Below are 23,268 nucleotides of genomic sequence, written 5' to 3'. Positions count from 1 at the left end.
CTGTCATGACGCCTGTTAGGGGGTCGTCCGGTCGTGCGTCGCGTGTGACCGGTAGATGCCGATCTCCTCCGGGCGAACGAGGCCGTCCTCGATCGCGCGGGCGAGTAATGCCGCCTTTGTGGCGGCTGGCCGCCCCGCCCGGGTGTACTTGATGCGCGCTCGGTCGACGTACTGCTTCACGGTGTGCTCGCTGATCTGCATCCGGCGGGCCACCGACGCCTTCGACATCGACTGGAACCAGAGCAGCAGCGCCTCACGCTCCTTGTCGGACAGCATCGGCCGGTCCGGTCGTGGGTCGCCGACCATCGCCCCGGCCAGCGCGGGCGGCACGTACGGGCGGTCACTCGCGGCGGCCAGCACGGTCGCCACACAGTGTTCCCGGCCCTCGTGCTTGGCCAGGAACGCCACCGCCCCGGCGTCCAGCGCGGCGAGCATGGTCGACGGGTCGGTGTGCTCCGAGTAGACCACCACCCGCCTCCCGGCGGCGCTCAGCTCGGCCAGCTTGTCCAGCGCCATCCGCCCGTGCAGCCGCAGGTCGAGCAGGACGACGTCGGCGTCCGGTGCCGTCCGCAGCACCTCGTCCGGGTCGTCCCCGGTGGCCAGTACGGTCAGCCGCGGCTCGGTGGCGAGCCAGGCACGGACCCCCTCGACCACGACCGGGTGGTCGTCGACGATCGCCACCCCGATCGGCCGGTCACCGGTCACCGTCGCCACTGGGTCTGCGCCCATCTGATGCTTCCGTCCCGTTCGTAGAGGTGCTCCACCTGCCCATCGTCGTGCTCCCCCGGGGGTGGGCCGGTGGCGTCGGGACCCTCCCGGTCCGGTGTGACCAGGCTGACCACCACCTCGTCCGGGCCGGAGACCACTGTCAGCCGGGCCCAGCCCCGGGCGTCGGCGAGGACGCCGGTGAGCGGGTCCGCCAGCCGACGGCGGATCTCCACCGGCAGCGGCGGTGGGGTGCCGATGGTGACCAGGTCGATCGGCAGGCCGTTGCGTTCGGCGAGGTCGGCGGCCGCTCGCAACTCGTGCAGCAGCGGGTCGGGCACGTCGTCGGACTCGGCGATCAGTCGGCGCAGCCGGGCGGCGGCCAGTACGCAGCGCCGCTGCACCTCCGGGTCGTCCGGGTCGGCCTGGCCGGCGGCCAACTCCCCGAGCACGCGCCCGGCTGCCGAGCTGACCAGGGCGAGCCGGTCCCGGCGTTCCCGAAGGCCCCGCTCGGCGGCATCGCGTTCCGCCGCCATCGCGTGGGCGGCAGCGGAGACGGCCGCCCGCTCGCGAGCCAGGCTCACGATTGTCGCGCTGCCCACGAACACCGCCACCGGGAGGGAGAACGTGCCGTAGACGTACATCACGTAGCGGGCCACGTCGGTCGGGTCGGGGCCGTGCCCGAGCACCGCGAGCAGCGCGATGATCGCGTGTGTGCTCAGCAGCGCGACCAGCCCCACCACCCGCCGACCCCACACCGCCAGCACGAAGAACCAGCCGAGGGTGCCCCACACCCAGTTGGCGGCGGTGAACAACTGCTCCTCGCCGACCGCGGCGAAGACGGCCACGTCGACGGCCAGCAGCAGTCCGGCCAGCAGCCCCGGCGGCAGCGGCGAGCCGCGCAGCAGTTGGACCCCGGCCACCGCGCCGGCCACCGCGACCAGCGCCCAGCCGCCGAGCACCACCGTCGGCGCGGTGAACTCCGTGCGGGCGGCCAACACCGCCGGCAGCCCGATCGCGACGTGCCAGGCCAGTGCGATGGCCACGGCGACGATCCGGGCGCCCCGGTCGGACGCGTGCGCCACCGCGGCCGGCGCGGCGAGCCCCGCCGTGGTCGCCGGCTCCGGGGGGACGGGCACGCCGATCCGATCCGGTGTCTCCGTCGCGGCGGTGTGGGGCGCCGCGGCGCCGAGATCAGCCGACACCGGGCCACTCCAGTCGGATTCGGGTGCCGGCCCCGGGTGCCGATCGCACGTCGGCCCGCCCTCCGACCGTTGCCATCCGACCGTGGATCGACTCGCGCAGCCCGTACCGGTGGGGTGGGACGGTGGCCGGGTCGAAGCCGGGGCCGTCGTCGGCGACCTCGACCACGACGCCGACCGCGTGCCGGCTCAGCCGCAGCGTGACCCGCGCGCCCGGCGCGTGACGGACCACGTTGGACAGCGCCGCGTAGGCGCTCTCGCCGATCGCGTCGGCCACCCCGGCGGGCACCGCGCACGGCGTCAGGTCCAGCTGCGTCGACAGCTCGGGCAGTCGGCCCGCCACCGCCCGCATCCGACCGTCGAGCGGCACCGGGCCGTCGCCGGCCACCGGGCCGACGTCGGTGAGCGCGACGAGGGTACGCAGGTCGGCGTCGCACCGGTCGCGGAACGTGGCCGAGGACCCGGTCACCGCACCGAGTCCCACCATGGTGAGGGTGCCGAGCACCGTGTCGTGCAGGTCGCGGTTCTGCTGGCGTTCGGCGTCGCGGGCGGCCCGCGCGACAAGTGCCTGCCGGGTCAGCCGTTGATGCTCGACGAACGCGCGGTCGGCGCGACCGATGCGTCGGCGCATCACCGCCGCCATCATCGCCGTGCAGGCGGTCTGCACCAGCAGGGTGGTCGCGTGTGCCCGTGCCTCGGTGGCATTGCCGGCGGCCTGCGCGCCCGTCGCGTAGGTGACGGTGACGAGCAGCCCGGCCGGAATCGACCAGCGCGCCGGGGCGGTGGCCTGTGCGTTGATCACCGTGGTGCTGGCCAGCACGGCGATCCAACTGCCCTCGCCGGGCAACACCCCGGGTGCGACCAGCACGGGGATGAGGAGACAGACCAACGCGGTGATCGTGACGTCAGCGGCGACCAGGCTCGGGGTGATTCCCTGGCGCATCGCGCGGTACGCGTACCAGATCGACCAGCCGGTGAACGCTGCCACGCCGGGCAGCAGCACGGCGGGCTCAACCGACGGGGCCGGCACCGACAGGGCCACCGCCCCACCGATCACACCGCAGGTCAGACGCAGTATCGCCGGGATCGTGGTGAAGATGAGGACGAGCGCACCACCGGCGGGATTGTCCAGCGTGGGGGGCACGGTGGGAGCGGCAACGGCCGGCATCGGGAGGTGTCCTTCCGACAACGACCCGGTAGGGGTCCGCGCGGCAGAGATCGACATCGGAGAATAGCATGGGCGGTGCCGAGCGTAACCTAATGTGCGCGCGGTGTCGCTAATGTGTCACGGCGTGCTGCGCGGCTGCAGCAGGTCCCACCGATTGCCGTAGAGATCGACGAAGACCGCCACCGAACCGTACGCCTCGTGCCGTGGCTCCTCCAGGAAACGCACCCCGGCTGCCACCATCCGGGCGTGGTCACGCGCGAAGTCCTCGGTGTAGAGAAACAGCCCGACCCGGCCGCCGGTCTGGTCACCGACCCGCGCCCGCTGCTCGGCGGTGCTCGGCCGGGCCAGCAGCAACGCCGTCTCGCGGGCGCCCGCCGGGCGGACCACCACCCAGCGGGAACCGTCCGGTCGGGCGGTGTCCTCCACCAGCTCGAAACCGAGGTCGCCGACGTAGAAGTCGATCGCCTCGTCGTAGTCCCTGACCAGCAGCGCGACAAGTCCCAGATGTGCCATTCGGTCATCATGCCGGCGGGCGCACCGGGGTCAGCCGGCGGCGTCCCCGCCGGTCACCCGCGTCACGCCGTCGCTCGATCAGGCGAACGCGATCGGGGTGGACCGGATGAACCAGTTGACCCGCCGACCAGCATCGTCCACGGCGTTCTCGTAGTCGATGGCCGCGTACTGGCGTCCGGCCTCGGGCATCGTGAAGGTCTCCTGGATCTCGACCCCCGTGCCCGAGACGACGCGCAGCACATGGCGGCCCGGTGGGACCTGCACCGGAAACAGGACAAAGTTGTGTTGATTCTCGACGGCGAAGTGCCGATCGACGATCTCGATGCCGTCGATGCTGACCGTGAGAGCGACCGGGTCGTCCCGGAACGACTGGTTGGTCACCCAGAGGTGCAGGTCGGCACGGTCCTCCTCGACGACACGCACGGTGGGCGCCGCTGGACTCAGCGGCGCGGTCCGGCTCGGTGGCGCGGTCCGGCTTGCGATCGGGGAGCTCGGCGCCGGGCCGGAGCACCCCACCAGGGCGAGCAACGTGGTCGTGCTGAGGATCGCGGCACGCAGTCTGTCCATCCCACTGTGACGCCCGACGGATGATGCCGGTTCCAGTCCTGCCGGAACCGAGTGTGGTCGTCGTCCGTCCCATCCTCGGGTGGAGAGGTGGTGAGCCGGATGCGCTCTGGTCGAACGGCACTGGCGGTGGCACTGCTCGGCGTGGCCCTGGGTGGCTGCGGTGGCACGACCATCGGTCCGGGCGGGGCCGACGAGCCCGGCCCGGCGCAGATCCTCGAAGCGTGGACCTCCTGCGCCGAAACGGCACCACAGGCTGGCGCGATCATGGGCGTGCCGGACACGGGGGCGCCCACACCGGCCGGGGTCGAACCGAGGATCGGGCGGATCGACCCCGCGTTCACCCCGGTCGCGGCCGTGCTCTGCGGCCGGGAGTTGCGTCCGGGACGGGACGGGGGGCGGGACCAGGTCGCCACCGAGCGGCGCGCCACGCAGATCACGCCGCTGCTCACCGCACTGCGTCTGCCCGACCAGGAATCCGACCGGGACACCAACTGCACCCTGGAAATGATCGTCCCACCGTGGTTGGCCCTGCTCGACGACCGGGGCCGCTGGCTGCGGCCGCACCTACCGACGGACACCTGTGGCAAGCCACGCGCGGAGGTGCGGACGGCACTCGCCGAACTGTCGACGACCACCGTGGACAGCCGTGTCGTCCAGCAGGTCGAAGGCCGGGCGGCCGAGGCCGCCGGATGCGAGCAGCGGTGGACGGACCTGGTGTGGGTGGAGACCAGCAACGGTCGGCCCGGGCCACCCGCGGTGGCCACCTCGCCGGCCGCCGGGCCGCTGCGCCTCTGCGTCTACCAGGTCCCCCCGGCAGAGCGGGGCAGCGGCAAACCGGCAGGCGATTTCGTGTACGGCGGACCGCTGCCGGCCGAGCGCCAGGCGGCTGTGCTGCGGGCGCTGGCCAACCGCCGGGCGGTGGCCGACTGCGCCACCCCGGCGTCCCGCTTCGCGGTGCTGCGTCCACTGAACGGCACCGCCGGCCCCGACCGGTACGTGGAACTCGACGGCTGTCGGCGTTTCCTGGTCGTGGGGTCGACCGGTGGCGGGCAGCTCGGCCAGGGCGACGAGGCGCTGGCCGCCCTGCTGCGGCCCGTCTGAGTAGGCCCGCCGGCCGCCCTCGGTCGTTGTCGCGGGCCACCTCGCGGCCGGGGGAGTAGGGTGAAAATTCTGTAGCCCTTGCTCCCGGATGGGGCGAGGCGAGCCGGCGTCAAGAAATTGGCGTTGGTCCCAGGTCTGTCCGAGGATCTGTGCAGCAGCCCGCTCGACGTGCTGCCATCCGCACGCCCCTCGGCTCCGCTGCCCAGAGGCGCGCCGGCCCCGAGGATCTGGTGCACATGCCCCGCCTGCCGTCCGACCCTGCCAGCGCGTTCGCCGAACTCGGGAGCATCAAGCTCGCCGAGGTGGATCTCGACGAGGTCCTCCAGCGGGTCGCCGAGCTCGCGAAACGCGTCCTGCCCATGCCGGTGGAGGCGTCGGTCACCCTGATCCGCGGCGGGGTCGGTCACACGGCGGCGTTCACCAACGAGGTGGCCCGCGAGATGGACGAGCGGCAGTACGCCCAAGGGCGGGGTCCCTGCCTGGACGCGGCGGCCAGCGGCGACGTCCTGTCCGTCCCCGATCTCGCCCACGAGGAGCGGTGGCCCGAGTGGGCCGACCGTGCGCGACAGCGGGGCCTGGGCAGCTCCCTGTCGATCGGCCTGCCGATCCAGGAAGCTGTCGTCGGAGCGCTCAACGTCTACGCGCACACACCCGAGGCCTTCGACGAGGAGACCGTGGAGGTGCTGGAGACGTTCGCCGCGTACGCCGCGGTTGCCCTGTCCAACGCCCAGCTCTACGACAGCACCGCGAACCTCGCCCGCCAGATGCGCGAGGCGATGGCCAACCGGGCGGTCATCGAGCAGGCCAAGGGCATCATCATGGGCGAGCGGCGCTGTGGCCCGGCCGAGGCGTTCGCGATCCTGTCGAAGGTCTCCCAGGACTCCAACCGCAAGGTCCGCGACGTCGCCCAGGCCCTGGTCGACCGGGCGGCCGGCACGTCCGGGGTCTGACGTACCTCGACCGCGGTGGGGTGCCGGCACCCGAGGTACGCCGGCAGCGCCCACCCGGAAGGTTCACTACTTCGACAGGGCGCGCTCCAGCTCCGCCTTCGACATCGAGGAGCGCCCCTTGACGCCACGCTGCTTCGCCTCGTTGTACAGCTGCTCCTTGGTGCGACCCTGCGCGCCGCTGTGGGAGCGCTTACCGCCACGATGCCCGGACGACACGTCGTTGCGGGACGACCGGCTCGACGTACGCGCCTCACCGGAGCGGGCCCGTTCCTTGTTCACCGTGCGGGCGGCGATCTCCTTGGCCCGACCGGCCGACGAGCCCCGCTCCTGCGCGCTGTCCTTGATGTGCTCGTACTGCCGCTCCCTCTTGGGGCTTGATCCTGCTGGCATCGGTGCCTCCCGCAGCCGCTGTCGGGTGAGGACGAGACCCGGCTCGCACGCCCTGGTGCGATCGAGACATCCCAGACCGGGGCGTCGCGCTCACGCTTCTCGTGCCACCATGCCCAGTCGCCACAGAGGTCAAACGACTGCCGTTCGCCTGTCGGCCGATCGGCACGCCGCACGCCGTCCACGCGACTCGGCGTCCCGGCACCCGCGCTGGGCACGACCGGGCCGCACCTTGGGAGCCGCTCCGGTCGGCGTCGTATAGTTGTTGCCGCAGCCGACGCTCCAGCGTCGGCCAGCCAGCGTCCAGCAGCGGGCGCCGGGCTCGGTTGGCGAGCCCGTGCGGCGCTCCGTGCTCGCGGTGCGCCATCACCACGCGCGCTGCCGTCGCCTTCCTGCAACCGGTACGCGCCCCGGGCACGAGGACTTTGAAGTCATGGCACAGCAGCGCATTGATCCCAATGCGGCGATCATCGAACTCGGCCAGATCAAATTCGGCGAGACCGACCTGTCCGGAGTGTTGACCCAGGTCTCCGAACTCGCACGGCGAACGATCCCCGGCGCGGAGGAGGTGTCGGTGACGTTGTTGAAGCAGGAGGGGGCGCACACCGCCGCGTTCAGCGGCGAGATGGCGCTCCGGCTCGACGAGCTGCAGTACGAGTTCGACCATGGCCCGTGTCTGGAGGCGGCCCGAAAGGCCACCGTCGTGTCCGTTCCGGAGATGGCCCAGGAGGTTCGCTGGCCGGAGTGGGCGGCCCGAGCCGTGCAGGACGGAGCGCTCAGCTCACTGTCGATCGGGTTCCCCATCCAGGAGACAGTGCTCGGCGCGCTGAACATCTACGGCATCGCACCGGGCGCCTTCGACGACGACGCGGTCACCCTCGCGCAGACGTTCGCCGGGTACGCCGCCGTCGCCCTCGCCAACGCCCTCGCCAACGCCCACCTGTACGACACCACCGTCACCCTGGCGGCGCAGATGCAGTCGGCCATGCAGAGCCGCGCGGTCATCGAGCAGGCGAAGGGCATCATCATGGGCGAACGCCGCTGCACCCCGGACGAGGCGTTCGCCGTACTCGCGAAGGTGTCCCAGGACTCCAACCGCAAACTGCGCGACGTGGCCGCCGCGCTCGTCGAGAGGGCCGCCCGACCGGCGAGCCCCAAGCGTGATCGCGGTGACGCGGGCTCCCTGCCGTGAGCGGCTGCTGGTGTCGCTTGAGGTGGCGGTGGCGGCCCGGCAGTCGTCGCTCCGGCTGAGTTTGGCACCGGCGTACGAGTCGACTGGCGGTCGGCGGTCCTTCCGATTACCGTTGAGTTCGGGTCAAGCCACGCGCCCGTCCTGTTACGGATCATGACAGGAGGCGCGAGCCTATGATTGAACGTCACTCACTTTTGCAGACCCATTTCGCTCGTCCCCCTGCGGCAATCAGCCCCGGGCAGGCCACACCAGCGACACTCGGCATCCGTCCGGCAGTTGGCTCCGCGGAAGCGGATTCCAGTGAGCTGTCGTTCCAGGTGACCCGCTTCGTCGAGCCCCTCGACCTGTCCGCGGCCATCTCCGCCGACCGGATGGTCGTCGCCCCGGTCGGGTATGTCGACATGGACACCGCGCCGCGCCTGGCGACGGCATTGTTCAACGCGGTCGACAGCCATCCGGAAGTCTGTTGCGACCTGACCGGCGTCAGTTTCTTCAGCGCCGCGGGTGTGCACGTACTCCTGCTGGCGCATGAGCGGGCGGATCGGGTCGGTTCCCGTTTCTCGATCCGACATGCCAGCGGAGTCACTCTGCGGGTGCTCCGGATCACCGGGGTGGCACCCCTGCTCCTCGGCCCCGAATGAGGGTGCGGTGTAGGTAGTTCTCGGAAAGCCCCGGACCCTGTGCAGAGGGCCGGGGCTTCTCGTTGTCACCGCCCGGGTCTCGGCGCCGTGCCGCTGTCCGGCGGCGACCACAATCACCCGGCGGCGTTCTGACCTGCCAGCGCCTCGTCCCTGACGAGCGGATGTCGGACCCGGTCCACGCCATGATCACCAGTTCGCCACCCGGCGGCCAACTGGCTCCCACTTAATGATCAACGACTGCGGGACAAGTCGTGCCCCCTTCGAGAGGAGTCCTGCGAGTGATCCCAGTGGAAGACCCCAGACCGGCCGCCCGTCTGGCGCGCCGGCGGTTCCTGACCGTCACCGGCGCCGCGACGGCGCTCGCCTTCGCGACGAACCTGCCGGGCCAGTCGAGTGCCGCCGCCACCAGCACCCTGGGCGACGACCCGTTCACCCTCGGCGTCGCCTCCGGTGACCCGCTACCCGAAGCGGTGGTGATCTGGACCCGGTTGGCACCGCGACCGTACGAGCCGCTGGGCGGTATGCCGTACCACGCGGTCGAGGTGGAGTGGCAGGTGGCGACCGACGAGCGGTTCCGGCGAATCGTCCGGTCCGGACGCGCGACCGCGCGACCCGAGTACAGCTACAGCGTGCATGTGGACGTGCGCGGCCTACAGCCGAGCCGTCGCTACTGGTACCGCTTCAAGGTCGGCCGGCACCTCAGCCCGGTCGGTCGTACCCGGACCACCCCGGCACCCGGGCAGCGGGTCGACCACCTCACCTTCGCGGTCGCCTCGTGTCAGTCCTTCCCGGACGGCTACTACACGGCTCACCGGCACATCGCCGCCGAGGACGTCGACGCCGTGGTGTTCCTCGGCGACTACATCTACGAGTACGGCGTCTCCGCCTCCGGGGGACTGCGTAACCTCGCCGAGCCGGTGCCGAGCCAGTTCCGCACCGAGGCCGACACGCTCGACCGCTACCGCCTCCAGTACGCGCTCTACAAATCCGACCCCGACCTGCGCGCCGCGCACCAGGCCGCGCCCTGGATCCCCACCTGGGACGACCACGAGGTGCAGGACAACTACGCGGGCCTCACCTCCAAGACCAACGCCCCGGTCGAGGACTTCCTGGTCCGGCGGGCCAGCGCCTACCGGGCGTACTGGGAGCACATGCCGCTGCGCTCACCGGCCCCGCAGGGACCGAACTACATGCTCTACCGCCGGTTCACCTTCGGGCGACTGGCCGAGCTGAACGTGCTCGACACCCGCCAGTACCGCGCCGACCAGGCATCGGGGGACGGCTGGAAGGTCGACTCGGAGCAGCGCCGCGATCCGGCGCGCGCCCTGGCCGGCGCACAGCAGCAGCGCTGGCTGTTAGACGGTGTGCGCACCTCGCACGCGACCTGGAACCTGCTCGCCAACCAGGTGATCATGAGCCGGATGGACCAGGACCCGACGGCCGGCGACCTGTACAACATGGATGCCTGGGACGGCTATGCCGCCGAGCAGAAGCTCACCCTCGACGGCCTCGCCATGCTGCGGGGACGCAACCCGGTCGTCCTCACCGGCGACGTACACGCCGCCTACGCGTTCGACATGAAGCGTGACTTCACCAACCCCGACTCGCAGACGTACGGGGTGGAGCTGGTGGGAACGTCGATCAGCAGCGGCGGCAACGGCAGCGAGATCTCCGCCGCCGGGCAGAAGTTCCTGGACAGCAACCCGCACCTGAAGCTCGTCAACGAGCGGCGTGGCTATCTCCGGGTCCGGCTCACCGAGCGGGAGCTGCGGGCCGACTACCGGGCGGTGCCGTACGTCGACCGGAACGACGCGCCCGTCGAGACCATCAGTTCCTTCGCCGTCGAGGCCGGCAACCCCGGCCTGCACCCGGCATGAGAGGTAAAGCCATGACACGTACCCTCTGGCGCCGGCTCGCCGGCCTGTCCCGTGGCCGGAAGGCAGCCGTCGCCGGTGCCGTCATCGCCCTGGTGGCGATCGGCGGCACGGCCCCCGCGGTCGCCGGCCGACCCGACCCGACCCGGCTGAGCCTCGCCTCCGACGTCAGCCTGGTGCAGGTCAACCCGATACCCTGCGCGAACCAGGGTTTCCAGCTCCAGTTCGGCAACACCGGCCGCGCGGCCGTGTACGCCGACGCGTTCCTTGAGGTGACCGCGCCGCTTCAGCTGTCCAGGACCCTCGTCTCCAGCTACCTGCCCGCCGGCTACACGCTCAAGGTGCCGATCACGGTCACCGCACCCCGGGACACCGTGCCCGGCAGCCGGTACACGATCAACGTCCGGTCCGGTGAGCGTCGGCTCTCGGTGCCGGTGGAGGTGACCCCGGGGCCGGTCGACACCACCGGCAACCTCGCCAGGTACGTGCCGGTGACCGCCTCCTCGGAGAACCTGCCCAACTACCCGGCCTGCGGCGCGGTGGACGGCGACCGCGACTCGAACCACTGGGCAACCACCACCGGCTGGAACGACGCGAACAAGGGCGCCTTTCCCGACTGGCTCCAGGTGACGTTCGACCGTCCGCAGACCGTCGGCCGGGTCGACCTCTACACGCTCGACTCCACCAAGTACCCGGCCGCGAAGTACGGGCTGCGCGACTGGGACGTCCAGGTGCGGGTCGGCGAGACCTGGCAGACCGTCGCCCAGGTGCGCGGCAACGTCGCCGGTCAGGTCAGCTCGACCTTCACACCGCTGATCGCGAGCGCGTTCCGGGTCGTCACGCTGACCAGCAACGAGACCGCCGGCTACTCGCGGGTGGTGGAACTCGAGGCGTACGCCTCCTGACGCACGTCGCGCCCGGGCCGACGTCACGAGGCCCGGGCGCGCCCTGTTGGATCCGGTCCGCACGACCGGTAGCCCACGATTTTCGTGACCGCAGGCGCGTCACCAGGTCTCTGGGCGGTCGAGGTCGCGGGCCGGCCGGTATCCGCCGAGGATCGCCAAGCCTTCCGATTCGGTGTAGCCATTGCCCCAACCCTTGCGGAACGCCTCGACGGCACAGGGCTGCACGGTCATCTCCAGGACGTCGCTGCCCTGCCGACGCGCCCGGTACGGTCCCGCGACGAGATCCCCGGAACGGGCCTTGTCGCCAGCGGGGGCGAGTTGCGCCCGGACGGTCAGCCAGCGACCGGCTTCGTCGCCGACCACGAGTGAGCCGTCGACGAAGTCGCCGTGCTCCGATTGGCCGAGCGTGACCGAGCATTCGAGCAGCCGTCCGCCGGGGGGCAGCGACTCCAGGCGGAACGGCACGACGCAGCGGTGGGCCGCGTCGAACCGGACCCGGCTCGCCGTGGCCGTCGCCTCGTCGCGGCCGGTGGCGTACGAGTCCAGTTGGGCCCAGAGCCCGTCGGCGGGTTGCCAGCGTACGAACCAGAGCTTCTGATCACCGGACGGATCGAACCAGGCCACGCCCGGGCGGTCGCCGACCCGCACGTCGGTGCGGGCCTGCGGCCGTCCAGCGGAGGACAACGTCTGCGGTAGCTCGTCCAACGACGTCACGGTGCGCGCCAGCGCGAACCGGGCCTGACCTGTCGGCCCCCGAAACTCGACGCTCTCGATGCCGCGCCCGGCGCGCCAGGTCGCGTACTCGGCGCCGTCGACCAGGGAGTCGACCGAGAAGTGCACCACGTCCGGATCCGCGCCGACGTCCTCCGGGCGTGCGGTGGCGCCGGCCTGCCCCGGCATTTCCGGCGGCAGGAGCGTTGCGGCCGGCATGATCGGGTCATCGGTGCCCCCGCCGATCGGCAGCGCCACCACCGCGGTGAGAGCGAGACACGCCGCTGCCACACCCCCGGCGACGAACCCGCGGTGACGGCGTCGGAGCCGTCGACCCCGCTGACGGGCCTGTTCCACGATCGGTGTCGGGTCGATGTCGCCACCCGCACGCTGCTTGAGCGTCGCGGCGAGCTGCTGATCGAGGTCGCTGAACATCAGAACCCTCCTGTCCGGGCGGGGATCGTGGATTCCTGCCGCTTCCGCAGCGTGGCCAGGGCACGCTTCGCGTGGGTGCGGACGGTGCCTGCCGAACAGGCCATGATCTCGGCGATCATCGCGTCGTCCAGATCCTCGTAGTAGCGCAGAACGATCACGGTGCGCTGACGGGTCGGCAGTTCGCGGACGAGCCGCCACAACGCGTCGCGTTCGGCGAGCGCGGCGGCCTCGTCGGCGGTGCCCGCCCGGTCCGTCACGGCGGCGACCGCTACCTCCCGGCTGCTGCGCCGACGCCACCACGAGTGGTGGGCGTTGACGAGCATCCGACGGACGTAGGCGTCCGGTCGGTCCGTCCGGGAGATGCGCCCCCACCGGGCGTACGCCATGGCGAGGACCTCCTGAACGAGGTCCTCGGCTCGGTGCTCGTCATCGGTCAGCAGCCGGGCGAGCCGGATCAGCGCCGAAGTGCGAGCGAACGCGTACTCCTCGAACGTCACGCCCTATTAACGTCGTGGGCCGGCCGGCCCGTAGACACCCGCCGGGTGTTTCTGGTCGCCCGCGCGGCGTCGGCCCGGCCCGCCGGCGTCGCCCTCCGCCGCACGGCCGACGGGGTTGCGCACGTCGGCAGAGAAAATCTCTGTGCGAAGCGCTAGATATTCTTGCTGCCATGCGCTAACGTTCCTGAAGTCGAAGACGGAGCAAGTAAAGACGCTGACGTGCCGCCCCACCCGAGGGCGAAGGAGCTGGGCCAGGAACTTGAGGTCCGCTCGGTTCTGTCGCAGTTGGTATGACGCACGAGAAGTTGCGGGTGAGGCTGACGCTCGTTCAGGGCTTCACCCGAGGTGAGCAAGGTTCGTCGTACGTGTCAGGGCCAAGAAGTCGCGTGGGGCTCGGACACCGACGGACAGCACGAGGAATGGCAGAGGAAATCAGAGGCAAGGGAGGGCACTACACCGTTGGATCGCCCGCAGCCAGCCGCAGTCGTGGGCTGGGCGCGGACACCGCAGTTTCCATCGAACGAGAGGTGGTCTCCGGTCACGCATATGCGATCCTCGCACCCGATGCCGTCGTTGACGGCCGGTGCGGACAAGACAAGCCGACGCTCTGTCGGCAGATGGTGTTCCTGACCCACAACCCTTGGGCCCCGGTGCTTTCGAGCACCGGGGCCCTCGTGATGGAGGTTTCATTGACCCAATCGGACGACATGCTCGACGACGAGGACTACCCCGCTTACACCATGGGCCGAGCCGCCGAGATCATCGGCTGCTCGCAGGACTTCCTCCGTCGGCTCGGTGACGCCAAACTGATCGCCCCGCAGCGCTCCGGCGGCGGGCACCGCCGCTACTCCCGCTATCAGCTGCGCCTTGCCGCGCGAGCCCGGGAGATGTGCGACCAGGGCACCGACATCGCCTCGGCCTGCCGGATCATCATTCTCGAGGACCAACTCGAAGAGGCCCTTCGACGCAACGAGCGCTACCAGCAGGGCTGAACACACCCCACGCTGCGGTCCCCCCGCACCTGTGACGCCGAGCGCCACACGGTCCCTCCCGCCAGGGCAGGGGCCGTTCGTCGTCCACGGGACTGGACCTCGTTGGCATCAAGGGGACCCGCCCGCGCCGCTCAGCACTGCGGGGAAGGACACCACTCGTGGTGTACCGCTCGCCGTCGTCGCCCTGAAGGTGTGCCTGAAAGTCCTCGGCGAGGCTCCCGAATTCCCGGTAGGCGTTCGGCGTAGGAGAGCCATTCGTCCAGAGCGATCGGGTGCGTACGAGGCGGTCAGAGCCGTTGGACGATCTGGATCGGGTTGCCGTCCGGGTCGGCCGTCCAGGCGATCAGCAGGTTATCGAGCCAGCGGCGCGGCCAGCGCGGGGGCGCCGTTCGCCGTCAGTTCGGCGTACGCCCCGGCGGTGTCGTCGGTCCACAGGATCACCGCCGCACGCTGACCGTGGGACACGGGGTCGAGCCCGTGATCGTCCCGGGTGGAGGCCACCGAGGCGATGCCGATCCGGTAGCCGTCGAGCACGAGATCGATGTGGATCGGCTCACCTTCGGTCGGCACCCGGAAGGTCTCGGTGAAGCCAAGTCCGGCGTAGAACCCGGCGGCGCGAGCAACGTCCGCACTGAAGAGAACCACCTGAGGGGTGCGGAACATCGACACGCGACGACGCTAGCAGCGTGCTGGGCCGCCCGGTGGAAGCCGATCCTCGATGCCGTCAAGCCGTCCTCTCGTCGTGACCACCTGGTGACCGTCGGTGCTCACGCTGAAGGGATGCGACGGACGGGGATGCTGGGACTGATCTGCGCGTTGGTGCTGGCAGGGCTGAGCGGCTGCAGCCCGGTCATCGAGGGCGCGGTCGGGGTACGGCTGGACGCCGACGGACGGCTGGTTGGGGTGTTCGACTGGTGCCGAGGCAAGGGGACTGACCGGATCACCCTCTATCTCGGCAAAGAAGACGGCGGGGTCACCGACAAGGTGATTCAGCTCGATCGGGATCCCGGCCGCGGCGCCCGTACCGCAGAGGAAGTTGCGCTGCTCGACCCGACGGCCGGCTGGCAAACGAAGCTGGCACCACCCACGTTGGACGACGACCAGATCTACGACCTGCGCTCGTGGAACGAGGGCGGTGGGCCAGTGGAAGACTTCCCGTTCCGGATCAGCGAGATGCGCGGCCGGACCGGCTCCGCCGTGATCCTCACCAAGCGGTGGGAGGGCGAGGAGCACGGCGGCTACGTCGCCACGTTCCATACGCTCGAAGGCTTTGCCCGCTACGCCAAGACGGTGTGCGACGGCTGAGGAGGCCGCACCTGCCCCGGTCGGCATCGTCGGGCGCGTGTAGGCCGTCCGCTTCCCGGCATCCTGCCGGGCTCCACGCGCGACGCTGAACCTGCTGATCCCTCATGCCCGTACGAACGGCCCCCTGCGGTAACAAGGGGCCGTTCCTGTCCGAGGCTGTGACCAACGCGTCCTGCGGCTCCTCCAGGCCCGTCCAACGACGTGGAAGTTGCAGAGGCAACAGGTCCATCTACAGGTCAACCAAGTCTTACCTTTGCTGAACGGTGATCAAAGCCTCCGGAACGCTCCCGAGATGTGCTCATTCTCTACGTAGACGTCGGCCCTGACTGAGTCCTCACTTCGCGGTAACCGTGGGGGCTGCGGGCAGTCTTGGCTGTAACGCTGGGGGCATGCTGCACATCGCCGGCAACATGAGCTACAAGATCGCGGGCGGAACAGTGGTCGGCTTCGCGTTCTACGCTGCGGAGCGCGGCCCCCTGGCCCACTTCAGCTCGCTGCGGTCCTACGAGGAGTTCCTCAACGAGTTCGGGACACCCGACCGCGTCGAAAACCATGAGGCTTACGGCGATCTGTTGGGATACCACAACTACTACTGGGGCTCGAAGAAGCAGGCGTACTGGGACAGCTGGGACGAACGGTTGTCGTCGGTGAATCTGGGTGACTACGACGGGAACCACGGACCAAGGCCAGCGCCTTGAGTGTCAGCGTGACCTGAGGAATATGTCCTTGGTAAGGCAGGTGGTTCCGTCCGGGCTGGCGAGTGGCACCGACTGGTATCCCTCGCTGTGGTAGAGGTCGATGTTCCGCAGGCTCTTGGTGCCGGTGACCAGCAGGATGCGACGGCAGGCGGGTTCGGCGGCGGCCTCGGCGGTGTGCAGCAGCCATCGGCCCAGCCCCTGGCCTCGCAGGTCGGGCACGACAGCGAGGCGACCCACGTGCCAGTCGGTGTCGATGCGACGGGTCCGCACCATGCCCAGTAGTCGGCCGTCCAGCCAGATGCCCGTGGTGTGCCAGGTCGCCAGCCACTCGCGCACCTCCTCCAGCGACTCGTGCAGGGCCGGTATGGCCATGGTGTCGTTGACGACGGCCTCGTCCACCCAGCAGCACCGCTGCAGCACGGTGACCTGGGGCGCGTCGTCAGGGGTCAGCCGTCTCGCATAGGACCCTGGCAGCGGGCCGGGCAGCGCCCCGGCCTGTGCGCGTTCGCGCAGTGGACGTAGGGCGTGGGCGACCCGGACCAGTTCGTCCAGCAGGCCGATACCCGCCGTGTCGCGGGCTGCGTCGGGCCGCAGTCGCCCATTCTCCGTCGCGTCAGCGATTCGGATCGCGACCGTGGCGCCCAGCGGAACAAGGCGCAGCGTGGTCACCACCTGCTTGGCGTGCTGAACCGCCCGGGTGCCCGCCGACGTGTTGCCGTAGCTGACGAAACCGATCGGCTTCCAGGCCCATTCACGACTGAGGTAGTCCAGCGCGTTCTTCAGGGTCGCTGGCATTCCGTAGTTGTACTCCGGCGTGACCACGATGAACCCGTCCGCCGCGTCGACGATCGCGCTCCACCGACGTGTGTGCTCATGCTGGTAGACACCCGACGACGGATGTTCCTCTTCGTCGAGGAACGGCAGGTTCAGATCGCCGAGGGTCACCGGCACAAGCTCGACGCCGAGTTCCGCGGCACGAGAGGTGATCGTTTCGATCAGCCACCGTCCTACCAGGGGGCCGAGGGCGCCTGGGCGGGTGCTGCACACCAGCGCAAGGACACGTACCGATTTCGTTGACATGGAAACGAAGTGTAGATGCTAGGTTGATTACATGTCAACGAAGCCGCCGACCAAGACCGTGCGTTGGTTGAATCCTGACGAGGAGCGGGCGTGGCGCGCGTTCCTGCGCGTAGTGGTCGCCGTCCAGACCGGCACGGCGCGCGATCTGGCCGCGATCGGGCTCTCCGAACCCGACTACGAGGTACTGAGCACCCTGTCGGAGCGGCCCGGCCACACCAGCACCCTGGGGGAACAGGCCGACAAGATGGGCTGGTCACGCAGCCGGCTGTCCCGGCACGCCACCCGGATGGAGGCGCGCGGTCTCCTGAGGCGCACACCCGACCCGACCGACGGCAGAGGCTGCTTCCTCGTCCTCACCGCGCAAGGTCTGGACGCACTCGAAAACGCCGCACCGGCCCACGTCGAGTCGGTACGACGCCACTTCATCGACCGGCTCGTCCCAGCAGACCTCATCGCCATCGAACAGATCGCCCGGAGGCTGGATGAACCCGAAGCCGGCGACGATCGACAGAGACCGAAAAGCCCATGACCTTCGGCGGAAAAGGGTGCGCCCGGCAGGATTCGAACCTGCGGCCTTGGGACTAGAAGAAGATCAGGGATGGCTGGTCGGGTGGCCGTGTCCCTGGTCAGACCGTCCGTGGTTGTCGGGTGGCGTCCGCTTTAGCGGGCGCGCTTGGCTGTATGGATGGCTGTACAGCCAGCGCCGCTGCTGCTCCAGTCACCTTGGAGCTGGGGGATCCGGCGGGGCGAATATCGACGTAAAGATCCCGACGAGCATGGATACCGACGCGATGATTCCCCCGAGTGCAGGGTTCAGGGCCAAGCCCAGTGCGATCCCTGCCAACCCCACGCACAGTGCGACGACGCAGATCCCTCGCTGCGTCCGAGTCATACGGAACCACGCCGATCTACTCGCTCTCGCCATGCCGGTAGGGTGCCACGAATCGATCAGTTTGGCTTCCTGGCTAAGAGCGGATCTCTGAGGAGGGCCGAGGTGCGGGGCGGAGCCCCGGGAACTGCTGTTCTTGCCGCGTTCCTTGCCGCTCGCTACTCGCGTCGGGCCGTGATCCGCCTCAACCCGGACCAGTAGAACAGGGGTGTCCAGATCACGAGCCAGAGCAGCAGGGTCAGCCACGGGTGCTCTGGCTTCGACCATGATATTGAGACCCACGCGCATGCCAGGCCCGATACGACGGCAAGCAGGACGTTGGCAATCCACGGCGGCTGGTAGTCAGTTCCGCGTCGTAAGTCTCGAACGTCGCGGACCTGTCCTCCGTCGACTGATGCGCGACGGTCGTCCGCCAACTGATCTGCGACATCCGAGCGGATCGCGGCAGATTAACGGTCCTGCTCGGTTCTCAGCACGCGCATCATTCGCAGGATGCCCTGATGAATCAACACGCCGACGCCGGTGTTGGCTATGGCGAGCCCAGACGCGCCGAGCAACCCCGGCCCGACACTCATCGCGTCGTCGGCGGCGAGCAGGACTGGCCACCCCAGAGCGGCGGCGATGAGCGACAACCGCCACCAGCGTCCGAATACAAGGCCGAACAAGATCAGTGTCGGGATCACGGCGATCCGCCCTTCGCTGCTCCCAACATACGCTCATCGGCCGGGCGTCCGCCCCACCCCCCGACGTCACGGAACGGGGCGCCCGCTCGGCGGCAGAAGCGGACGTTCACTCACTAGGTGAGTCACCGCTACCGCCGCTCCGCGCCCTGGCGACGCCGACTACGGTCGGCACTAGCCCGATGAGGCCAAGACCCCCGTAGCCCAACCAGACCAGCCCTGAAGTCCTACTGCGGTGCTCGACGTGGGCTGGGGTGAGGGCAAGCAGTCGCGGAAGTGGGTCTACGGCAAGACGGAACGGGAAGTGCTCGGCAAGCTGGCCGACCTGCGCCGCCGCCAGGAGCAGGGGCAGAACCTCGCCGCCGCTCCTCGGACGGCCGGGGAGTGGCTGGACGAGTGGTTGCGGATGAAGGAGCGTGACGGGAAACGGCCGTCGACGTTGCAGGGCTACCGGAAGCTCATTGAGAACCACGTCTGCCCGGCGCTTGGCCGGCTGGCACTCGACAAGCTGACGCCGACCGTCATCCGCCGGCTGCTGGCCGAGAAGACAGACGCAGGTCTGTCGGCGACGACGGTTCGGCACATCCACGGGCTGATCCGGAACTCACTCGGTGACGCGGAGCGGGAGGAGTTGGTGCACCGCAACGCCGCCAAGTCGGTCCGTCCGCCGGCCATGAGGCAGATCGAGCGTCGCGCCCTGGGCGTGGATGAGGCCAAGCGGCTGCACGACCTGCGGCACGCGTGCGCCACATTCCTGCTCGTCTCCGGTGCCTCGCCCCGGACCGTGATGAAGGTGCTCGGTTACAGCCAGATCGGGCTGACCATGAACACCTACGCGCACGTCCTGCCGGAGATCGAACGGACCGCCGTGGACGAGGCCGCGAAGCACCTCTCGGCTGACTTGGCTGTACGAATGGCTGTACGGGGGGCGAGGTGATCGACGGGATCGGGCACGGCGGCCCGTTGACCTGCGGCGGAAAAGGGTGCGCCCGGCAGGATTCGAACCTGCGGCCTTGGGATTAGAAGTCCCCTGCTCTATCCGCTGAGCTACGGGCGCGTGTGGCGTGGATGTCGCGCCCAGAGGGTACCGCCGCCCTCCTGCCCAGTGGCGAAAAGGGTGCCCGCGTCCACGTTGCCGAGCAGGGTCTCACGTCGATCGCGTGTCGGGCATCCGGGTTCCCGCGGACCGACGTGGCCCCGGACCGTACCTTTGGCTGGTGCTGCTGGAACCCGACGTTGAGAGCGACGTCGCCTACGAGCTGTGCCAGATCGTCGGCCGGGCCATCCTGCCGTACCGGTCGGGCGAGGATGTCGGCACCGCGTTCTTCTTCCAGGATGGCGACGACCCGGTGGGGGAGTCGCTGCTGACGGCGGCCGACCTGGTCGGCGGGCCGGGTGGGGAGCTGGGGCTGCGGGCGAGCGTCACCGAGCCGGCCGGGGTCGCCCCGGCCGCCGTTGCCGCGGTTGAGATCGTGCCCGGCTGGTCCCGCTTCCCGGGCGACGGCGTCGCGGTGCTGCCGACCGCGGGTCTGCACCGGTACGCCGGGGACGGCGGCTGGCGCTGGCGCGTCCAGCCGGTGCCCGCGGGGATCGCCGCCGGGCCCGAGGTGGTCGCCCGCCTCACCGCCGACGCCGGTTCCGCTTTCGTGCTGGCCCACGGTGTACGCGAGGACGGGTCGCGTCCGCTGGAGGTCGCGATCGAGCGGGTGGTCCGCGACGGGGACGCCGTGCGGATCACCACCGAACTACCGGAGGGGTACGTGGGCGCCCCGGTCTTCGTCGTCCAGCCCGACGCGTCGGGGGAGCTGTCGCCGTACTGCCTGGGTCTGGTGTTGCCTGGCGTCGGCGAGCATCCGGTGGCGACCTTCGACCGGATCCGTGCGGTCCTCCCGGCGACGCCCGGCGACGTCTGAGCTGCCAGCCGCGCCGTCCTCCGGACCGGTCAGCCGGCTGTCGCCGCGCCTGCCGCTTCGGGGGCGGTGGGGCCGGCGGCGAGGAACGCGTCGGCCCAGCGGCCGACCTCGTCGAAGACCTTCTTGCGGACGGCCGGGCCGGAGAGCGTCAGGTCGTGCAGCCCGCCGTCGAAGCGGGCCACTGTGACGTGGCGGCCGAGGCGTGGCGCATACCGGACCATGTGCTCGACGTCCAGAACGGCGTCGGCGAGGGTCGCGTTGTCGTGCCACCGGGTGCCCCGGAAGGAGCGGGTTGAGCAGGCCAGCAGCACCGGAACCGGGATGTCCAGACCGGCGCGCAGCCGGCGCTGGCCCGTGCGGATCGCGTTCACCCAGCCGGCCCGGACCGGAAAGCCGGCCAGCGGCTTCCAGGCCAGGTCATAGGTCCACTCGCCGCGGTGGTCGGAGTGCAGGCTCTCGCCGTACACGGTGCCCAGCCCGAGCGGCAGGATGCGATGCGGCGCCCTGCGGCCCAGTCGGGAGACGGCGGCCGCGAGGGGTCGGCGCACCGCCCAGGGGGCGTTCAGGTCGAAGAAGGGGCTGTTCAGGACCAGGCCGTCGACGGTGCCGGTGTCGCGGCGGGCGTCTGCCCAGAGCGGAAGGATCAGACCACCGGTGGAGTGGCCCATCGCCAGCAGGGTGTCGTGCCCGTCGTCGGAGCGGATGATCTCGGCGGCGGCGTCCAGCTCGGGGAAGTAGTCGCTGATGTCGCGGCAGAAGTTCGGGGTCTGGCCCGGGAGCAGGCTGCGCCCGTATTTGCGCAGGTCGAGCGCGTAGAAGTCCCAGCCGCGCTCGGCGAAGAAGTCGGCGAGGTGGGTCTGGAAGAAGTAGTCGACGAATCCGTGCACGTAGAGGACGGCCCGCCCGCTGGGGCGCTCGGCCCGGCGCCGGACCAGGGTCGCGACGACAGGTCCTTCGTCGTCGGTGCCCAGGTCGATCGTCTGCCGTTCGTACGGCGGCCCCAACACGTCCGGTTCCACGAACGCGACGCTACGCCGCCAACCTACCGAACGGTAGCCCTCGCCCGGCGGCCCGGTGCTCCCGCGATCTTGCACTGACTGGGGATACGACAGTGCAAGATCGCGGAGCGGAGCGGGTGAGGTCAGGCAGTCTCCGTGTCGGCGCGCTCGGGGTCCTGCTCGTCGGTGGGGTCCAGCTCGCCCTGGGGCTGCGGGATGTCGCGCAGGTGCTTGTTGTGCCGGGGCTCCTGGCGGGTCTTGGCGTCGTTGAGCCGGCGGCGCAGGTCGTCGCGGACGTCGTTGAGCGCGGCGTGCAGGTCCTCTTCGGCGGAGGTGGTGACGATCTTCTGTCGGCCAGCGATCCAGCACTCCAGGGTGACCTTCTGACCACGTGCCTCCCGGTCCTTCACCGACACCTCCAGCTCGGTGGCGTCGGCGTGGAAGCTGGCCAGCCGAGCGTCGAGCGTGGCGAACTGCTCGGCGATCCAGTTGCGGTCGCCCTGCGAGAACCCGGTGCCCACCCGCAGGCACTCGGCGACGGTGGCCGGGTTCGCCGCGGCGCTCATCGCCGTGCCTCGGAAGCGATCGCGGAGCCGATTCTGGTGATCATCATGAAGCTGACCTCTCGTCGACGTGGAGCTGTCGGTGGTGCGTTGATCAAGTGCTTACCCAAAGTGGTTGGTCTCGGAAACCGCCGACGCCCGGGTGGCCGGGTCGGCCGTACCACATCAGGGCGTGATCAGGGCTTTGTCCACAGGTGGGTTCGTCGTCCACAGGTTCGGGCTGGGCGCTGGTGAGGCTCGCCCGCAGCGCCCAGGCTCGGTGTCGAGTCGACTCGCGTTCGCAGGCCCCGATCCCCCTGGAGGGACGATGTTCGACACCTACGTAACAATTGTCGGCAATGTGCTGACTGCTCCCGAATGGCGACGCACCAGCCAGAGCAACACGCTGGTGGCCAACTTCAAGGTCGCCTCCACCGCCCGCCGACTCGACCGGGACAGCGGCAGGTGGGTCGACGGCAATTCGCTGCGCGTACGCGTCAACTGCTGGCGCAAGCTCGCCGAAGGCGTGGCGGCGTCCGTGATGGTCGGCGATCCGGTGGTGGTCTGCGGGCGGCTCTACACCCGCGACTGGACCGACGACGCCGGCAACCACCGCGCCGTCTACGAGTTGGAGGCGGTTGCCGTCGGCCACGACCTGTCCCGCGGTCGAGCCCGGTTCCTGCGCAACCGACCGAGCATGACCACCAGCACCGTGGAGGACTCCGAGGCCGAGAGCCGGGTGCACGGCGAGCCCACCGAGCCGGTGCCGGCCGGGCACGAGCCCGTGCTCCCCGACGACCGCCCGCTGGATGACGACTTCGAGCTGCCCGACTACGCCGCGCTGCGAACCAGTCCGTACCTCGACGACCCGATGGACGCCGATGGTCCTCCGACCGACGATTTCTCCTCGCCCGGCGGTGTTACCCCGACCAGCGGGCAGATCGGGCCGGGCAACGTCCCGGCGGGTCTCGACGGCGAGTTGGGGCTCCCATCCGAGGCGGACAACGGCGGCGGCCATGACCCGGACGACGAGTTGGGGCCGGTGCCGGACGAGGGGCAGCCGGAGCCGCCGCCGGCCGGCCGCGGGCGGCGTGGTCGGGGAAGGATCCCGCAGCCGGCCTGACCGACCGGTTCGAGGACTGACCTGGCACGACGGGGGCGGGGTGGCGGCGCGACCAGCGTCGTCACCCCGCGTGACGGCATCGGCGGGGTCAGCGGAGGATCGTCGGCTGCGATCCGCCAGCAGGCGCTGGCCGCCTGGGAGCGCCGTGGGTCGGGCCGGTTTCCGGGACGCTCGTCTAGGCTGGCCGGCCTGGGAGGTGG

Annotated in this window: 26 protein-coding genes and 1 tRNA gene; 13 read left to right on the top strand and 14 right to left on the bottom strand. The window is 70.2% G+C overall.

Annotation, left to right across the window (positions count from 1 at the left end; all coding sequences use genetic code 11):
* Nucleotides 1–15: 15 nt before the first annotated feature.
* From AB0A90_RS30795 to AB0A90_RS30775, 5 genes are all read right to left on the bottom strand, one after another.
* Nucleotides 16–729: a response regulator transcription factor gene (locus AB0A90_RS30795; protein ID WP_357254689.1), complete on the bottom strand. Its 714-nt coding sequence runs from the start codon at nucleotides 727–729 to the stop codon at nucleotides 16–18.
* Entirely contained in the window at nucleotides 702–1,850 is a 1,149-nt protein-coding gene (locus AB0A90_RS30790; protein WP_357254786.1) for a hypothetical protein, read from the bottom strand. Before AB0A90_RS30790 ends, AB0A90_RS30795 begins: the two co-directional genes overlap by 28 nt.
* Before the next feature lie 49 nt (nucleotides 1,851–1,899).
* Nucleotides 1,900–3,075 (bottom strand): ATP-binding protein, encoded by a 1,176-nt coding sequence (locus tag AB0A90_RS30785; protein WP_357254687.1) that lies wholly within the window; start codon nucleotides 3,073–3,075, stop codon nucleotides 1,900–1,902.
* Between the two features lie 117 nt (nucleotides 3,076–3,192).
* Nucleotides 3,193–3,588, bottom strand: a complete 396-nt coding sequence (locus AB0A90_RS30780) for a VOC family protein (protein ID WP_357254685.1) — start codon at nucleotides 3,586–3,588, stop codon at nucleotides 3,193–3,195.
* Between the two features lie 78 nt (nucleotides 3,589–3,666).
* On the bottom strand, nucleotides 3,667–4,155 hold the full coding sequence (locus tag AB0A90_RS30775) for a hypothetical protein (RefSeq protein ID WP_357254683.1): 489 nt from the start codon (nucleotides 4,153–4,155) through the stop codon (nucleotides 3,667–3,669).
* A 99-nt stretch (nucleotides 4,156–4,254) separates the two neighbouring features.
* Between AB0A90_RS30775 and AB0A90_RS30770 the strand changes: the two genes are divergently transcribed.
* The gene (locus AB0A90_RS30770; RefSeq protein ID WP_357254681.1) at nucleotides 4,255–5,256 is read left to right on the top strand and encodes a hypothetical protein; all 1,002 of its coding nucleotides are present in this window, start codon (nucleotides 4,255–4,257) and stop codon (nucleotides 5,254–5,256) included.
* A gap of 236 nt (nucleotides 5,257–5,492) precedes the next feature.
* Entirely contained in the window at nucleotides 5,493–6,206 is a 714-nt protein-coding gene (locus AB0A90_RS30765; RefSeq protein WP_357254679.1) for a GAF and ANTAR domain-containing protein, read from the top strand.
* Nucleotides 6,207–6,272: 66 nt separating this feature from the next.
* On the opposite strand, the gene AB0A90_RS30760 is transcribed toward AB0A90_RS30765, so the two are convergent.
* The gene (locus tag AB0A90_RS30760) at nucleotides 6,273–6,596 is read right to left on the bottom strand and encodes a plasmid stabilization protein (RefSeq protein ID WP_357254677.1); all 324 of its coding nucleotides are present in this window, start codon (nucleotides 6,594–6,596) and stop codon (nucleotides 6,273–6,275) included.
* Between the two features lie 430 nt (nucleotides 6,597–7,026).
* Here AB0A90_RS30760 and AB0A90_RS30755 point away from each other — a divergent pair, with 430 nt between their 5' ends.
* From AB0A90_RS30755 to AB0A90_RS30740, 4 genes are all read left to right on the top strand, one after another.
* On the top strand, nucleotides 7,027–7,785 hold the full coding sequence (locus AB0A90_RS30755; RefSeq protein ID WP_357254675.1) for a GAF and ANTAR domain-containing protein: 759 nt from the start codon (nucleotides 7,027–7,029) through the stop codon (nucleotides 7,783–7,785).
* Between the two features lie 317 nt (nucleotides 7,786–8,102).
* Complete coding sequence (locus tag AB0A90_RS30750) at nucleotides 8,103–8,426, top strand: STAS domain-containing protein (protein ID WP_357254673.1); 324 nt, start codon at nucleotides 8,103–8,105, stop codon at nucleotides 8,424–8,426.
* Nucleotides 8,427–8,704: 278 nt separating this feature from the next.
* Nucleotides 8,705–10,303: an alkaline phosphatase D family protein gene (locus AB0A90_RS30745; protein WP_357254671.1), complete on the top strand. Its 1,599-nt coding sequence runs from the start codon at nucleotides 8,705–8,707 to the stop codon at nucleotides 10,301–10,303.
* A gap of 11 nt (nucleotides 10,304–10,314) precedes the next feature.
* Nucleotides 10,315–11,205, top strand: a complete 891-nt coding sequence (locus AB0A90_RS30740) for a discoidin domain-containing protein (RefSeq protein WP_357254669.1) — start codon at nucleotides 10,315–10,317, stop codon at nucleotides 11,203–11,205.
* 99 nt (nucleotides 11,206–11,304) lie between these two features.
* Here AB0A90_RS30740 and AB0A90_RS30735 read toward each other — a convergent pair whose 3' ends face one another.
* Both AB0A90_RS30735 and AB0A90_RS30730 read right to left on the bottom strand, forming a co-directional pair.
* Nucleotides 11,305–12,351 carry a hypothetical protein gene (locus AB0A90_RS30735; RefSeq protein WP_357254666.1) on the bottom strand — a complete coding sequence of 349 codons (1,047 nt, stop codon included), beginning with the start codon at nucleotides 12,349–12,351 and terminating at the stop codon, nucleotides 11,305–11,307.
* A complete protein-coding gene (locus AB0A90_RS30730; RefSeq protein ID WP_357254664.1) occupies nucleotides 12,351–12,848 on the bottom strand; it encodes a SigE family RNA polymerase sigma factor in 498 nt (165 codons plus the stop codon). Before AB0A90_RS30730 ends, AB0A90_RS30735 begins: the two co-directional genes overlap by 1 nt.
* 707 nt (nucleotides 12,849–13,555) lie before the next feature.
* On the opposite strand from AB0A90_RS30730, the gene AB0A90_RS30725 reads away from it, so the two are divergent.
* Nucleotides 13,556–13,840 (top strand): MerR family transcriptional regulator, encoded by a 285-nt coding sequence (locus AB0A90_RS30725; RefSeq protein ID WP_357254784.1) that lies wholly within the window; start codon nucleotides 13,556–13,558, stop codon nucleotides 13,838–13,840.
* 351 nt (nucleotides 13,841–14,191) lie between these two features.
* On the opposite strand, the gene AB0A90_RS30720 is transcribed toward AB0A90_RS30725, so the two are convergent.
* Nucleotides 14,192–14,503: a VOC family protein gene (locus AB0A90_RS30720; protein ID WP_357254782.1), complete on the bottom strand. Its 312-nt coding sequence runs from the start codon at nucleotides 14,501–14,503 to the stop codon at nucleotides 14,192–14,194.
* Between the two features lie 132 nt (nucleotides 14,504–14,635).
* Here AB0A90_RS30720 and AB0A90_RS30715 point away from each other — a divergent pair, with 132 nt between their 5' ends.
* Nucleotides 14,636–15,145 (top strand): hypothetical protein, encoded by a 510-nt coding sequence (locus AB0A90_RS30715; RefSeq protein WP_357254662.1) that lies wholly within the window; start codon nucleotides 14,636–14,638, stop codon nucleotides 15,143–15,145.
* A gap of 389 nt (nucleotides 15,146–15,534) precedes the next feature.
* A complete protein-coding gene (locus tag AB0A90_RS30710; protein WP_357254660.1) occupies nucleotides 15,535–15,843 on the top strand; it encodes a hypothetical protein in 309 nt (102 codons plus the stop codon).
* 3 nt (nucleotides 15,844–15,846) lie between these two features.
* On the opposite strand, the gene AB0A90_RS30705 is transcribed toward AB0A90_RS30710, so the two are convergent.
* Nucleotides 15,847–16,923: a bifunctional NAD(P)H-dependent oxidoreductase/GNAT family N-acetyltransferase gene (locus tag AB0A90_RS30705; protein WP_357254658.1), complete on the bottom strand. Its 1,077-nt coding sequence runs from the start codon at nucleotides 16,921–16,923 to the stop codon at nucleotides 15,847–15,849.
* 31 nt (nucleotides 16,924–16,954) lie between these two features.
* Between AB0A90_RS30705 and AB0A90_RS30700 the strand changes: the two genes are divergently transcribed.
* Nucleotides 16,955–17,452 carry a MarR family winged helix-turn-helix transcriptional regulator gene (locus AB0A90_RS30700; RefSeq protein WP_357254656.1) on the top strand — a complete coding sequence of 166 codons (498 nt, stop codon included), beginning with the start codon at nucleotides 16,955–16,957 and terminating at the stop codon, nucleotides 17,450–17,452.
* Nucleotides 17,453–18,261: 809 nt separating this feature from the next.
* Here the strand turns inward: AB0A90_RS30700 and AB0A90_RS30695 are convergent.
* Complete coding sequence (locus tag AB0A90_RS30695) at nucleotides 18,262–18,495, bottom strand: hypothetical protein (RefSeq protein WP_357254654.1); 234 nt, start codon at nucleotides 18,493–18,495, stop codon at nucleotides 18,262–18,264.
* 241 nt (nucleotides 18,496–18,736) lie between these two features.
* Between AB0A90_RS30695 and AB0A90_RS30690 the strand changes: the two genes are divergently transcribed.
* Nucleotides 18,737–19,429: a site-specific integrase gene (locus AB0A90_RS30690; RefSeq protein WP_357254652.1), complete on the top strand. Its 693-nt coding sequence runs from the start codon at nucleotides 18,737–18,739 to the stop codon at nucleotides 19,427–19,429.
* Nucleotides 19,430–19,476: 47 nt separating this feature from the next.
* Here the strand turns inward: AB0A90_RS30690 and AB0A90_RS30685 are convergent.
* Nucleotides 19,477–19,549, bottom strand: a tRNA-Arg gene (locus tag AB0A90_RS30685).
* 160 nt (nucleotides 19,550–19,709) lie between these two features.
* On the opposite strand from AB0A90_RS30685, the gene AB0A90_RS30680 reads away from it, so the two are divergent.
* Nucleotides 19,710–20,405 (top strand): hypothetical protein, encoded by a 696-nt coding sequence (locus AB0A90_RS30680; protein WP_357254651.1) that lies wholly within the window; start codon nucleotides 19,710–19,712, stop codon nucleotides 20,403–20,405.
* A 29-nt stretch (nucleotides 20,406–20,434) separates the two neighbouring features.
* On the opposite strand, the gene AB0A90_RS30675 is transcribed toward AB0A90_RS30680, so the two are convergent.
* Together AB0A90_RS30675 and AB0A90_RS30670 are read right to left on the bottom strand one after the other, a co-directional pair.
* Nucleotides 20,435–21,424 (bottom strand): alpha/beta hydrolase, encoded by a 990-nt coding sequence (locus AB0A90_RS30675; protein WP_357254649.1) that lies wholly within the window; start codon nucleotides 21,422–21,424, stop codon nucleotides 20,435–20,437.
* A gap of 122 nt (nucleotides 21,425–21,546) precedes the next feature.
* Nucleotides 21,547–21,969 (bottom strand): HPF/RaiA family ribosome-associated protein, encoded by a 423-nt coding sequence (locus AB0A90_RS30670; RefSeq protein ID WP_357254647.1) that lies wholly within the window; start codon nucleotides 21,967–21,969, stop codon nucleotides 21,547–21,549.
* 304 nt (nucleotides 21,970–22,273) lie between these two features.
* Between AB0A90_RS30670 and AB0A90_RS30665 the strand changes: the two genes are divergently transcribed.
* A complete protein-coding gene (locus AB0A90_RS30665; RefSeq protein ID WP_357254645.1) occupies nucleotides 22,274–23,068 on the top strand; it encodes a single-stranded DNA-binding protein in 795 nt (264 codons plus the stop codon).
* Nucleotides 23,069–23,268 lie beyond the last annotated feature (200 nt).

Origin of the sequence: Micromonospora sp. NPDC049204 (assembly GCF_040647935.1) — a bacterium.
In the GTDB taxonomy this organism is placed as follows: domain Bacteria; phylum Actinomycetota; class Actinomycetes; order Mycobacteriales; family Micromonosporaceae; genus Micromonospora.
The sequence above is the reverse complement of the archived record's forward strand: the minus strand, read 5'-3'. Positions and strand labels throughout refer to the sequence as shown.